Here is a 14,055-nt window from a genome sequence, read left to right as displayed (position 1 = left end):
AAACCGCTTCGATACCGCTTTAGCCTTGAGCGCGCTTTTCCCGAAACGAGCATGACGAACGATTCGCCACCGCCGCCCTCACCACCGCCGCCAGACGTCCACGACGCCGGGCGCGATGCACCGCCGCCCCGTCGCAAGCCGCGCCGGGCGCTGCGCGTGTTCGCGTTGACGGTGGTGGGCATCGTGATCATGCTGGGCGCCGAATCGCTTGCGCTATTCGGCGCGCTCACGACCGAGCGCGGGACCGGGCTCGTTTGGCGTGCGGCCGTGGCGCTCTCGGGCGGACGGCTCGCCGGCACGTTCCAGGGCGGCACGCTCGCCAGCGGGCTGAGGTTGGCCGACGTGCATTTTGTCGAGCGGCCGACGGTAACGGGCGGTCCCCCGGCCGCAACAGCCGCGACGACCGAGATTCGCATCGACCGGCTGAGCGGCCGATGGGCGCTCACGCCGTCGCCCTGGCGGCTGACCATCGTCGATCTGCACGCGGGCACTGTCGATGCGCGTCTTGCGCCGTCCCGCAGCAATGCGCCGATGACTTTGCCGCAGAGCCTGCGCTTGCCGATCCAGCTCGACGTGCGCGCAATCGGTATCGACCGGCTGCGCATCCATGACGGCGCCAGCGTGACGGAGTTCGACCGTTTGCGGATGAACGGCCGCAGCGACGGGCGGCATCATACGCTCGCGCTCGGCGGGCTCGATACGCCTTACGGGGCGATCACGGCCGAGCTGTCGCTCGACGGCGTGCGCCCGTTTGCGCTCTCGGGCAACGCCGGTTATGCGGGCGAGTTCGCGGGCGAGCCGGCGCGGGCGAGCGCGCAGGTCACGGGCACGCTGGAGGCGCTGACGGCCGAGATCGACGCGAGCGGTTTCAAGCTCAAGGGGCACGCGCGGGTGGAGGCCACGCCTTTTGCACCGGTGCCGCTCAAGCGCGCGCAAGTCGCGCTCGCTCACGTGAACCCGCAGACGTTCAGCCCCGGTGCGCCCGCGGCCGATCTTTCGCTCGACGCCGACCTCGGCCCCGTGCCGGGGGCGGGCACGTCGGTCGTGGCCGGTCCGGTCTCGATCGTCAACGCGAAGCCGGGCAGACTCGACGCGCGGTTGCTGCCGCTCATCGACGCACACGCCGATGTGCGGCTCGATGCAAGCGAGGAGCGCATTGCGAACCTGCGCGTGCGGCTCGTCGACGACGCCGAGCTCGCGGGCGGCGGCACGCTCAAACGCGGCCGAGGCCGCATCGCCTTGCAGGCCAGCCGCCTCGATCTGAACACGATCACGCCATGGGTGCGCGCGACGGCCCTCGACGGGCCGATCAGCGTACAGCTCGACGGCGCCGCGACCGGGCTCGAGTTCGACCTTGCCGATAAGCGTGCGGGTCTCGGCGCACGGGCCAAAATCGCGTTGGAGCCGGAGCGTATCGCGTTGCGCGATGTGCGCGTCGCGGCCGGCAGTGGCTACGTCGATCTCGACGGCGCCCTGATGCGGGACGCTCGATCGACCTATTCGCTGCGCGCAACGCTGAAGAGCTTCGATCCGCGTCTCGTGCTGGCGGCGAGTGCGCCGCCGGCTGCGCCAAAGCGCCCGGGTGCCCCGCACCCGCCGCGCGCAGGAACATCGTCGAAGACATCGAGCGCATCGACCGCATCGAAGCGGCAAGCGACATCGCATCCATCGGCCCCGGCGAGAAAGTCCGCCGCGGTGGCGCGGGGCGCGTCGACGCGGTGGCCCGAGGCGCGCGTGACGGGCACGCTGGAAGCGAGCGGCACCTTGGCCCCGAGTATCGCGACGAAGCTGCGGTTCAAGCTCGCCGACAGCCTCTACGACGGCCTTCCGCTCAGAGGCGAAGGCACGGTGCAGGTCGCCGGCAAGCGCTTATTGCCGAGCGACGCGGCGCTATCGATCGCCGGCAATGACGTCGAACTGCACGGCAGCTTCGGCGCACCGGGCGACCGGCTGCGTTTTCGCATTGCCGCGCCGCAGCTAGAGCGGCTCGGCTTTGGCCTGGCGGGCGGGGTGAATGCCGACGGCGACGTGACGGGCTCGCTCGCTCATCCCAATGCCACACTCAGCTACGATGCGCACGACGTGTCGTTCGGCGAGAACCGCGTCGGTGCGGCGACGGGCCGTGCGCTCGTGCGTGACGGCGCGAACGGCGCGCTCGAATTCAAGACCGATGCGCGCGACGTCCATACGAGCATCGCCGATTTCGCGAGCCTTTCCGCGCACGCGAGCGGCACGCGCGCGAAGCACGCGTTCGATGTGGCGGCGAAAGGCACGCTGCGCGGCCGGCCGGTAGACCTCGTATTGGCGGCGTCGGGCGGTTTGACCGATACACGCGACGGCCTGCAGTGGGCCGGCACCGTCACGCGCTTCGCCAATCGCGGCATGCCGGCGCTCGAACTGCAGGCGCCGCTTGCGATCAACGCGAGCCGCGAGTTCGTGACGCTCGGCGCGACGCGGCTCGCGCTCGAAGGCGCGCGGATCGATATCAAGTCGTTCGTCTACGACCGCGGCGCGATACGCTCGGCCGGCTCGGCCTCGAATCTGTCGGTGGCGAGACTGCTCGCGATACGCGAGCAACTGACCGGCACGCCTTCGCGCATGCGTAGCGATCTCGTCTTCGCCGGCGATTGGGACTTCACGCTAGGCCGCACCGCGTCCGGCTACGCGCGCCTCGAACGCGTGAGCGGAGACGTGTCGGTCGACACGGTCCGGGGCGGATTGGCGCCGCTCGGCATCACCGCGCTCGGCGCGCGCGCCGATTTTCGTACCGGCTCGCGATTGAGCGTCACGTTGCGCGCGGCGGCGAGCCGCATCGGTAGGGCGGACGCGAACCTGAGCGTAGCGCTTTCCCCCGATCCGGCGCGCGGCGGTCAGCTTGGGCTCGCGGCCGATGCGCCGCTTGGGGGCACGATCGCGGCCGACGTACCTTCGCTGAAAACGACGGGCGGCCTGTTCGGACCGAGCTACGTGCTCGATGGGCGCGCGGCGCTCAGGCTGACCGTGGCGGGCACGATCGCGAAACCCGCGCTTTCGGGGGCGCTGACCGGCGACGGGCTCGCGGCGACGTTCATCGATCAGGGCGTGCAGTTGAAGGACGGTGTCGTACGCATTGCGCTATCGGAGAATCTCGTCGACTTTCAACGCGTGGAGTTTCATGGCGGCGACGGTACGCTGCGTGCGACCGGTCAAGTGCGGCTCGATCGCGCCGAGCCCGACATCACGGCGCAAATCGTCGCGGACAAGCTCGAGTTGTTCGCCGCGCCGGACCGGCGGCTGTCGCTGTCGGGCAGTGCGACGGTTGCGAACGGCGGGCCGGCCGGCGGTATGAATATCGACGGCAAGTTCAAGATCGACCGCGCGCTGTTCGACATGCCGGAGCAACCGGCGCCCAGCTTGTCGGACGATGTCGTGATCTTGCGCAACAACGCCGCCGTGCGAGGTGCGCCGCAGCCGATCGAGCCGGCGATGAACAAGCCGGTGAGCCCCTTCGCGCCGCGCGCGAACATCGACATCGATCTGGGGCGCAACTTCCGTTTCCGGGGGCGCGGCGCGGATCTGGGGCTGCGCGGCATGGTGACCGTGATGTCGGCCCCGAGCCAGCCGCTGCGGGCCATCGGCAATGTCGGCGTGACCGAGGGCTCGACCTATACCGAGTTCGGCCGCAAGCTCGCCATCGAGAACGGCTTTTTCACGTTCAACGGACCGGTGGCGAATCCCGGCATCAATATCCTCGCGATGCGCCGCAATCAGGAGGTCGAGGCCGGCGTGCAGGTCACGGGCACCGTCAACGCGCCGATCGTCAAACTCGTGTCGGAACCGAACGTGTCCGACAACGAAAAATTGTCGTGGCTGCTGTTCGGCCATGGCACGGATCAAGGCAACAATCTCGGCCAGCAAAGCTCGATGACGACCGCGCTCGCACTGCTCGGCAGTGCGACGGGCAAACGCGTGGCGCAGACGTTCGGACTCGACGAATTCACGGTGGGCCGCAGTGAGGTTGGATTGACCGATCCGCAGGTGGTCATGCTCTCGAAAGCGATCAACGAGCGTCTCGTGCTCGGTTACGAGCAGGGTCTGCAATCGGCGGCCAATGCATTCAAGGCGACGATCAATCTCTCGCGTTTCTGGGCGCTTTCGACTTATACGGGCACGTTCCAGGGCGTCGATATCAATTACACGCGCCGCTTCGATGCGTTCTGGTCGAAACGGTGAGCCGAAAAATAACTGAGAAAAGTTCCCTATTCCCGCCTGGGGGTTGCATGTTCCGATAGCGGTTTCCGACTTTATCGAAAACCGAAATATGCAGCCGATCAGAATGATGCGTGCCCCATCGTCGATGGTCCACCGGACCGGTCCGATGAATTTCATCGAGGATCGCGGCGCATTCACGACCGCCATCAGAAGCGGGGCGTACAACCGCTATTTGTTCGCGGACACGCAAACCGGCGCGCGCGATTTGGTACTCGTTGGTACTGGTGCGCAAATCGTCGATTTCTTCGAGCGCGAGGCGATGTACGGCATCGAAAACACGATACCGGAATTGCCATCGATTTTTATGGGCGTGACGGCGCACGTCGCGCGCAACCGTTACAGGACGCTCTTTGCGGGAAATGACGCGGCCATGGCCGGTGTCAGCGTCGCGAACACGTTGATCCGATGTGTCGCCCTGAAGGATTGGTCGACCTCGAAATTCGTGCCGCAGGATTCCCATGCGCTCGCCTGCGGCATTGGCGGCTGTACGGCGCCCGTCGGCGACGTGGGCGATATCGGCGACCTGATCGCCACGGTCCACGACATGTACAAGTTCATCCGCAATCCCGGTATCGCCGAATCGAACGGCAAGGCAGGGGCGCTATTTCGCGTCACATTCAGTCCGTTTCCGGGCGAGGGCATGCGGCGGATCGGACAAAGACGTGTCTTCTTCTCCAGGTTTAGCGGCCAGGGCATGCCGAACTCCACGGCCGACGGCAATGACTTCAAACGTCTTTTCCGGCTCTGACGTCACTATCATTCAGGATTCCGAAATGGATATATGCATCAAGGAGCATGCCGGCCGGATGTGCCGGTTATCGTCGGGAAGGCCCGACTTCGGTAGTTTCGGTGCGGTGATATTCGATCATGGTGGCGTGCCTGTTCCTTGCCGTCCGCAAATGAACGACATGTGGCTGTTGTCCGATAACGGGCAGGGTGCGCGGGCGCTCGTCGTCTACGGTACGCTCGACGAAATTGCCGGGTTCTTCGGCGCAAACGCGGACAAGGGCATCGAAAACACTTCACCGAATACCTTTTCGGGCAAGCCGGACATTTATATGTCCGTCTTCGAGCTTTCCACCGTGGCGCGTTACAAGTCGCTATACCCTTATAACGAAGCGGCCACGAGAGTGGCGAAGTTTGCCGGCGGGACCTTCAGTTCGCCCGCGACGTTCGGCGCGATGGGTCTGAAAATGCCGAGCAGTGCGGTGGGCTCACGGATTGCAGCGTCGTTGGGCAAACTCGCGTCGAAGTTCCATAAGGAGATACCGAAGGTGCGCAACCCGGGATTTGCCGCGGCGCCCGCTGCCCAGGGCAGCGGGATCCTGATGGTCAAGTTTTGGCATGCGCCGTTCGGCGGTTCTCGAAAGATCGGCACCGGCAAGCTGTTTTTTCGCGATATCGATAAGGCCGTGTTGCAGCAGTATTGACGGCCGGGGCGCACGCCGATTCGTGGCGCGCACGCCCGCAGCCGCCGCTATTTCACGCGCATACCTGGCTGTGCGCCGCTGTGCGGTTCGAGGATATAAAGTCCCGGTTCGGCTTTCTCGTCGGCAGCCGATGCCGCCAGGACCATCCCCTCCGAGAGCCCGAACTTCATCTTGCGCGGCGCCAGATTCGCCACCATCACGGTCAGTTTGCCGACGAGGTCCTCGGGTCGGTAGGCCGACTTGATGCCCGAGAACACGTTGCGGGTCTTCTCTTCGCCGATGTCGAGCGTCAGTTGCAGCAACTTGTCGGAGCCCTCGACGGCCTTGCATTCGACGATGCGTGCGATGCGCAAGTCGATCTTGGCGAAGTCGTCGATGGAAATGACCGAGGCCTCGGCGCTTTCGGCCGCTTTCGCGGCTGCTGCCACGCTGTGACCCTTGGCGCTTTTGGCCGCTTCGGCGGTGGTTTTCGCTGCCGAGGCCGCTTGCCGATGAGGCGGTGTGGTGTCCGTGGGTTGCAGCGATGCGCGGTTCGCCGCGATCAGCGCTTCGATCTGTGCCGGATCGACACGGGTCATCAGATGCTTATAGGGGTTGATCGGGCGTGCCGACGAAAGGACGTTGCCGGCATCGGCCCAAGTCAACGGCGGGATACCGAGAAACGCCTCGACGTTCGCGGCCAAGGCCGGCAAGACCGGCTTCAGTGCGAGCGTGAGCAGCCGGAACGCCTCGATGCTGACGCTGACCGTTTCGTGCAGCGCCGCCGCGTTGGCCGGATCTTTCGCCTGATCCCAGGGTTTGGCCGTATCGACATAGGCGTTGACGGCATCGGCGAGCTCCATGGTCTGCCGGACGGCACGGCCGTACTCGCGCGCTTCGTAATGAGTGGCAATTTGCGGCAGCGCCTCGCGCAGCATGCCGAGCAGCGGGTGATGCATCGCGCTGTCCTGCACGCGGGCGTCGAATCGCTTGACGAGGAAGCCCGCCGCGCGGCTCGCGATATTGACGAACTTGCCGACGATGTCGCTGTTCACGCGCGCGAGGAAATCCTCGAGGTTCAGGTCGATGTCTTCCATCGTGGCGTTGAGCTTCGCGGCGAAGTAATAACGCAGCCATTCGGGGTTGAGCCCCGTGTCGACATAGCTCTTCGCCGTGATGAACGTACCGCGCGATTTCGACATCTTCGCGCCGTCCACCGTCAGAAAGCCGTGCGCAAAGACGTTGGTCGGCGTGCGGTGGCCCGAGAACTCGAGCATCGCCGGCCAAAAGAGCGTGTGAAAGTAGAGGATGTCCTTGCCGATGAAGTGGTACTGCTCGGTCTCGGTGCCCGGGCGGATCCATGCTTCGAAGTCGAGCCCGACGCGCGCGGCCAGATTCTTGAAGCTGGCGTAATAGCCGACCGGCGCATCGAGCCAGACATAGAAGTATTTGCCGCTCGCGCCCGGAATTTCGAAACCGAAATACGGAGCGTCGCGCGAGATATCCCAATCGGCGAGCTTCGCCTCGCCCTTTTCGCCCAGCCATTCGCGCATCTTGTTCGTGGCTTCCGGCTGCGCAAGCCCGCTCACCCAGCTGCGCAGGAACGATTCGCAGCGCACGTCCGAGAGGCGGAAGAAGTAGTGCGTCGACTTGCGGCGCACGGGCGTTGCGCCCGAGACGGCCGAGTAGGGGTTGATCAGCTCCGTCGGCTGATAGGTCGAACCGCAGACCTCGCAGCTGTCGCCGTATTGATCCTTCGCGCCGCACTTCGGGCATTGACCCTTGATGAAGCGATCGGGCAGGAACATTTCCTTGACGGGATCGTAGGCCTGTTCGATTTCGCGGGCATCGATGAGCCCGGCTGCCTGCAGCGAGAGAAAGATCGACTCGCACAGTTCGCGGTTCTCGTCCGAATCGGTCGAGTAGTAGTTGTCGAACGAGACCAGGAAGCTGTCGAAATCGCGCTTGTGCTCCCGCCCGACGCGCTCGATCAACGCCTTCGGCGTGATGCCTTCCTTTTCGGCACTCAGCATGACCGGCGTGCCATGCGTGTCGTCGGCGCCGACGTAGTACACCTCGTGCCCGTGCATGCGCAGCGTGCGAACCCAGATGTCGGTCTGGATATATTCGACCAGATGGCCGAGGTGGATCTGTCCATTCGCGTAAGGCAAGGCGGATGTGACGAGAATCCGGCGACGGAGCGCCGGCGGGCTGGAGGCGATGTCGGGTGCTGTCATTGGCGTTCGAGGAGGGACCGCGCAGGGAAAACGCCGATTTTAACAGGGCGGGCGCGGCAATTCGCGGCAGCGAGCGGGGTGCGCCCCCATGACGTTCGGCGCGAGGGGCGGAGGACCCACCGACTCGGAGGCGCCGAGGGTCGGGAACCGTTGCGGCCCGCGTACTGAGAGCAGCGGGCAAAAAAAACCGGGGCGAATATGAACCGGCCCCGGAGCAACAACGACAAGAGGAGAATGGTGACGCGGCGGCCTTCGCCATCCGCGTACCGTACGTAGAGACAGCCGATTTCCGGGTGAGTTCGAAAAATTTTTCGATTTGTTTACCGAAACATTCCGGGCGTATTCCCGGTCACCCCGCAGGCCCGCCCGGCGGGCCGCGGCCAGCTTATTGGTAGCGCGGCGCCTGGCCGTGCTGCGCGGTCGCTTTCAAATATATTTCGACGCGGCGGTTCTGGGCGCGGCCCTGGTCCGTGCCGTTGTCGGCGACGGGGTTGTTCGGACCGTATCCAGCGGCCGCCAGACGGTTCGGCGATACGCCGTGCTGACTGAGGTAGTTCGCCACGCTTTGTGCGCGGTTTTGCGAAAGCGTCTGGTTGTACTGGGGCGACCCCGTGCTGTCCGTATAGCCGCGCACTTCGGCAACGAGTTCGGGGTTTTGGCCCATCTGGGTCGCCACTTCATTGAGCGTCGGATAGAGCGCCGGGTTGATCTGGTAGCTATCGGTCGCGAACGTCACGTTGCTCGGGATGTTGACCTTCAGCGAGCCATCGGGCTGTTCGTTGACGGTCGTGCCGGTGCCGCGCGACGCGCCCGAAATCCGGTTGCGGATGTTGCTCCAGTTGTAGCCCGTGATGCCGCCCAACAGCCCGCCGACACCCGCGCCGATGGCCGCGCCCTTGCCGCCGCCGAAGATGGCGCCGAGGCCGGCGCCCGCGGCCGCACCGGCGCCCGTGCCATAGGCCGCGTTCGTTTGCTGCTCCGTGGCGCAGCCGGCGAGCAGTGCGCCGGCCAGCGTGAATACCGTCAAGCGGGTCATGATTTTCGAGTTCATTTTTCGAGTCCTCTCAAGAAAACGTGTCAGAACGACGCCCGCGCGGCCCGAACCCGGGCGGAAAACCGCTAAGCCTTGCCGCGCGCAGTGTCTTCCAGCCACGACGACGCAAGCCACTACAATAGCGCGTACGGGGTCCGCACGCGGCCCCGTGGCGGGCGCCGAGGGCGAAAGTGCCCGGCAGCCCGCTATTTGGCAATGGCGAGCAACACTTTCTTTCAATTTTCCTGCCTTGCGGCGTGAGTCGCCCTCGAGCCGCATACGCTGTGGCCCGTCGGTGCGCCTCGCCGCGAGCCGTTTCGCTTCGGAGTCTTTTCGATGAGCATTGATCGGGCCTTGGTCGACGCCGCACTCGCGGCCGTGACGGATCCCAACACCGGCCGACCGTTCGCGGCAGCCAAGGGCGTGAAGTCGGTCGCGGTCGACGGTACGACCGTACGGGCGGAGATCGTCCTCGGCTATCCCGCGAAAAGCCAACTCGACGCGCTGCGTGCGTTAATCGTTGCGGCGCTGCGGCAGGTGCCCGGCGTGGAGCGCGCCGAGGTCGCGCTCTCGCAATCGATCGTCGCGCACGCCGTGCAGCGCGGGGTCAAACTGCTTCCCAACGTGAAGAACATCGTCGCCGTGGCGTCGGGCAAGGGCGGGGTCGGCAAGAGCACGACCGCCGTCAATCTCGCGCTGGCGCTGGCAAGCGAAGGGGCGTCGGTCGGCGTGCTCGATGCCGATATCTATGGACCGTCGATCCCGATGATGCTCGGCATCGAGGGGCGGCCGGACTCGCCCGACGGGCAAACGATGAACCCGCTCGAGGGTCACGGCGTGCAGGCGAATTCGATCGGCTTTCTCGTCGAGCAGGACAATCCGATGGTCTGGCGCGGCCCGATGGTCACGTCCGCACTCGAGCAACTGCTCAGGCAAACCAATTGGCGCGAGCTCGACTACCTCGTCGTCGACATGCCGCCCGGTACGGGCGACATCCAACTGACGCTCGCACAGCGCGTCCCGGTGACGGGAGCGGTCATCGTCACGACGCCGCAGGACATCGCCCTCATCGACGCCAAGAAGGGCCTGAAGATGTTCGAGAAGGTCGGCGTGCCGATCCTTGGCATCGTCGAGAACATGAGCATCCACGTCTGCTCGAACTGCGGCCATGCCGAGCATATCTTCGGCGCCGGCGGCGCCGAGCGCATGGCCGGCGAATACGGTGTGCAGGTGCTCGGCAGCTTGCCGCTCGACATCTCGATTCGCGAGCAGGCCGACAGCGGGCACCCGTCCGTCGTCGCCGATCCGAGCGGACGCATCGCCGAGACATACCGCGCCATTGCCCGCAAAGTGGCCATCCAGATTGCGGAGCGCGCGCGCGACATGACCGGCAAATTCCCGAGCATCGTCGTTCAGAACACCTGAGCGGGGCCTGCTTCAAGCGGCATGCGAGGCTTTCGCGCGAGGGCCTGGCATGCCCTTGCGCCGCGCCGGCCGCGCGGCGCGGTATCATGTCGCCTTCGCTTGAGTCCGGGACGGCAGCGCAGGGGCGCTGCGGCCGGCATGAGGATCGCATGAGACAACGAACCGACGGGCGGCACGCGCGTGCGTTGAGCGTCGTCGCCTGCGTCGCCCTGTTGGGCCTGGCGGGCGCGCCGCTTGCGGGCTGCACCGCGTTTTTGGGCCACCACGAAAAGCGCGCCGATGCGCAATTGCGGCCGACGGTCGGCAGCGCGGTGCAAGGTGCCGTCACGTTCATAGAGCGGGCGGACGGCGTGCAGGTCACATACAACCTCGCGGGCTTGCCGCCCAACACCGACCATGCGCTGCAGGTGCACGAGCGTGGCGATTGCAATGCGGTCGACGGCGCGAGCGCCGGCCCCGTCTTCGCGCCGGCCGCGTCGAGGCTGCGCGCCGGGGTGCGGCTCGAGGGCGATCTCGGCAATCTTCATGCGGACGCGAACGGCGGCGCGACCGGATTCATCGTCGCGCCCGACGTCTCGCTCGACGGCGTGCGCTCGGTCATCGGGCGTTCGGTGCTGATCTATCGCGAGCCGGTCGACCCGGCATTTCCCGATCACAGCGTCGGGCCCGCGCTCGGGTGCGGCGTGATTCACGGACAATGAGCAGGACCGAGAGACCTCGATATTTATGAGCATCAAATCCGACAAGTGGATTCGGCGAATGGCCGCCGAGCACAACATGATCGAGCCGTTCGTGGGCGATCAGGTCCGCACGGCCGAGGACGGCCGCAAGATCGTGAGCTACGGCACGTCGAGCTACGGTTACGATATCCGCTGCGCCGACGAATTCAAGATCTTCACGAACATCAACTCGACGATCGTCGACCCGAAGAACTTCGACGAGAAATCATTCGTCGATTTCAAGGGCGACGTCTGTATCATTCCGCCGAATTCGTTCGCGCTCGCGCGCACGGTCGAATACTTCCGCATTCCGCGCAACGTCCTGACGGTCTGCCTCGGCAAGTCGACCTATGCGCGCTGCGGCATCATCGTGAACGTGACGCCGTTCGAGCCCGAATGGGAAGGCTACGTGACGCTCGAGTTTTCGAACACGACGCCGTTGCCGGCGAAGATCTATGCGAACGAGGGCGTGGCGCAGGTGCTCTTTTTCGAGAGCGACGAAGTCTGCGACGTGTCCTACGCGGACCGGGGCGGCAAGTATCAGGGCCAGCACGGCGTCACGCTGCCGAAGACCTGAATGCCGTCGGCGTGCCGTCACAACGCTGACGCAAAGCGCAAAGAGACTGACAGGTTTTCGAGCGACCGCTCGGCACGGAGAACATGACCCGCGCCAGCGGTCCTTGTTTTTGGAGAATCGTTCATGAAGTTCCGTTTCCCCGTCGTCATCATCGATGAGGACTTCCGTTCCGAGAACATCTCGGGTTCCGGCATTCGGGCGCTCGCCGAGGCGATCGAAGGGGAGGGCGTCGAGGTCCTCGGCCTGACGAGCTACGGGGACCTGACCTCGTTCGCGCAGCAATCGAGCCGCGCGTCGTGCTTCATTCTGTCGCTCGACGACGACGAACTGATGCTCGGCGAGACCGGTCCCGATGGCGAACTGCCCGAGTTCGCGACGGCGATTCTCGAGTTGCGTGCGTTCGTCAACGAGGTGCGCCGCCGCAACGCGGACATTCCGATTTTCCTGTACGGCGAGACGCGCACGTCGCGCCACCTGCCGAACGACATCCTGCGCGAGCTGCACGGGTTCATCCACATGTTCGAGGATACGCCCGAGTTCGTCGCGCGCCATATCGTGCGCGAAGCGAAGGTCTATCTCGATTCGCTCTCGCCGCCGTTTTTCAAGGAACTCGTCAAGTACGCCGACGAAGGCTCGTATTCGTGGCATTGTCCGGGCCATTCGGGGGGCGTGGCCTTTCTCAAGAGCCCGCTCGGCCAGATGTTCCACCAGTTCTTCGGCGAGAACATGCTGCGCGCCGACGTCTGCAACGCCGTCGACGAACTCGGGCAACTGCTCGATCACATCGGCCCCGTCGCGGCGTCCGAGCGCAACGCGGCCCGCATCTTCAGCGCCGATCATCTGTTCTTCGTCACGAACGGTACGTCGACTTCGAACAAGATCGTCTGGCATGCGACGGTGGCGCCGGGCGACATCGTCGTCGTCGATCGCAACTGCCACAAGTCGATCCTCCATGCGATCACGATGACGGGCGCCATTCCGGTGTTCCTGACGCCGACGCGCAACAATTTCGGCATCATCGGCCCGATCCCGCTCGACGAGTTCAAGCCGGAGAACATCCGCAAGAAGATCGAGGCCAATCCGTTTGCGCGCGAAGCGCTCGAGCGAAACCCGAATCTGAAGCCGCGCATCCTGACGATCACGCAAAGCACGTACGACGGCGTCATCTACAACGTCGAAACGATCAAGTCGCTGCTCGGCGACTTCCTCGATACGCTGCATTTCGACGAAGCGTGGCTGCCGCATGCCGAGTTCCATTCGTTCTATCAGGACATGCATGCGATCGGTGCCGGCCGTCCGCGCACCGGTGCGCTCGTGTTTGCAACGCATTCGACGCATAAGCTGCTCGCGGGCATTTCGCAGGCTTCGCAGATCGTCGTTCAGGATTCCGCCGACGGTGCGTTCGACCGGCATCGCTTCAACGAGGCCTACTTGATGCACACGTCGACGAGCCCGCAGTACGCGATCATTGCCTCGTGCGACGTCGCGGCGGCGATGATGGAGCCGCCGGGCGGTACGGCGCTCGTCGAGGAATCGATTGCCGAGGCGCTCGACTTCAGACGCGCGATGCGCAAGGTCGACGCCGAATACGGCGAGGATTGGTTCTTCCAGGTCTGGGGCCCGGAGGCGCTTGCCGACGAGGGCATCGGCTCGCGCGAGGACTGGATACTGCGCGCGAACGATCCGTGGCACGGCTTCGGCCCGCTTGCCGAAGGCTTCAACATGCTGGACCCGATCAAGGCGACGATCGTCACGCCGGGGCTCGACCTCGCCGGCGAGTTCGCCGAGTCGGGCATCCCGGCTGCCATCGTCACCCGGTATCTGGCCGAGCACGGCATCATCGTCGAAAAGACGGGGCTCTACTCGTTTTTCATCATGTTCACGATCGGCATCACGAAGGGCCGTTGGAACTCGATGGTGACGGAGCTTCAGCAGTTCAAGGACGACTACGACAGCAATCAGCCGCTGTGGCGTGTCCTGCCCGAGTTCGTGGCCCAGCACCCCGCTTACGAGCGCATGGGGCTGCGCGATCTGTGCCAGGCGATCCACAGCGTTTATCGCGCCAACGACATCGCCCGGCTCACGACGGAGATGTACCTGTCGAACATGGAACCCGCGATGAAGCCTTCCGATGCGTTCGCGAAGCTCGCACACCGCGAGATCGATCGCGTGCCCATCGACGAGCTGGAGGGCCGCGTGACGAGCGTGTTGTTGACGCCTTATCCGCCCGGTATCCCGCTGCTCATTCCAGGCGAGCGGTTCAATCGTACGATCGTCAACTATCTGAAGTTCGCGCGCGAGTTCAACGAGCGCTTCCCCGGTTTCTCGACCGATATTCATGGCCTCGTCGCCGAGCGGGTGGAAGGGCGCATGGAATATTTCGTCGATTGCGTGCGTGTCTGAT

9 protein-coding genes are annotated in these 14,055 nt (G+C 64.9%); 7 read left to right on the top strand and 2 right to left on the bottom strand.

The window, feature by feature from the left end:
• Positions 1–51: 51 nt before the first annotated feature.
• The 3 genes from ACR9ZC_RS22770 to ACR9ZC_RS22760 all read left to right on the top strand — a co-directional run bounded on the left by ACR9ZC_RS22770 (position 52) and on the right by ACR9ZC_RS22760 (position 5,681).
• On the top strand, positions 52–4,212 hold the full coding sequence (locus ACR9ZC_RS22770; protein WP_481582003.1) for a translocation/assembly module TamB domain-containing protein: 4,161 nt from the start codon (positions 52–54) through the stop codon (positions 4,210–4,212).
• Between the two features lie 88 nt (positions 4,213–4,300).
• Positions 4,301–4,999: a hypothetical protein gene (locus tag ACR9ZC_RS22765; protein ID WP_481582002.1), complete on the top strand. Its 699-nt coding sequence runs from the start codon at positions 4,301–4,303 to the stop codon at positions 4,997–4,999.
• A gap of 25 nt (positions 5,000–5,024) precedes the next feature.
• Positions 5,025–5,681, top strand: a complete 657-nt coding sequence (locus tag ACR9ZC_RS22760; protein WP_481582001.1) for a hypothetical protein — start codon at positions 5,025–5,027, stop codon at positions 5,679–5,681.
• Positions 5,682–5,728: 47 nt separating this feature from the next.
• Here the strand turns inward: ACR9ZC_RS22760 and metG are convergent, their stop codons facing one another.
• A complete protein-coding gene (metG, locus tag ACR9ZC_RS22755; protein WP_481582000.1) occupies positions 5,729–7,897 on the bottom strand; it encodes a methionine--tRNA ligase in 2,169 nt (722 codons plus the stop codon).
• Between the two features lie 385 nt (positions 7,898–8,282).
• Entirely contained in the window at positions 8,283–8,948 is a 666-nt protein-coding gene (locus ACR9ZC_RS22750; RefSeq protein WP_331568412.1) for a YiaD family glycine zipper/OmpA-like lipoprotein, read from the bottom strand.
• A 318-nt stretch (positions 8,949–9,266) separates the two neighbouring features.
• On the opposite strand from ACR9ZC_RS22750, the gene apbC reads away from it, so the two are divergent.
• The 4 genes from apbC (at position 9,267) to ACR9ZC_RS22730 (ending at position 14,054) form a co-directional block, all read left to right on the top strand.
• On the top strand, positions 9,267–10,355 hold the full coding sequence (gene apbC / locus ACR9ZC_RS22745) for an iron-sulfur cluster carrier protein ApbC (protein WP_481581999.1): 1,089 nt from the start codon (positions 9,267–9,269) through the stop codon (positions 10,353–10,355).
• A 149-nt stretch (positions 10,356–10,504) separates the two neighbouring features.
• Complete coding sequence (locus ACR9ZC_RS22740; RefSeq protein WP_331568414.1) at positions 10,505–11,056, top strand: superoxide dismutase family protein; 552 nt, start codon at positions 10,505–10,507, stop codon at positions 11,054–11,056.
• A 25-nt stretch (positions 11,057–11,081) separates the two neighbouring features.
• Positions 11,082–11,651, top strand: a complete 570-nt coding sequence (gene dcd / locus ACR9ZC_RS22735) for a dCTP deaminase (RefSeq protein ID WP_331568415.1) — start codon at positions 11,082–11,084, stop codon at positions 11,649–11,651.
• Between the two features lie 123 nt (positions 11,652–11,774).
• Complete coding sequence (locus ACR9ZC_RS22730; RefSeq protein WP_481581998.1) at positions 11,775–14,054, top strand: Orn/Lys/Arg family decarboxylase; 2,280 nt, start codon at positions 11,775–11,777, stop codon at positions 14,052–14,054.
• The last annotated feature ends 1 nt before the right edge of the window (position 14,055 follow it).

It is taken from the genome of Trinickia sp. HAY1-2D (assembly GCF_056754935.1).
This window is presented reverse-complemented; position numbering and strand designations above follow the sequence as displayed.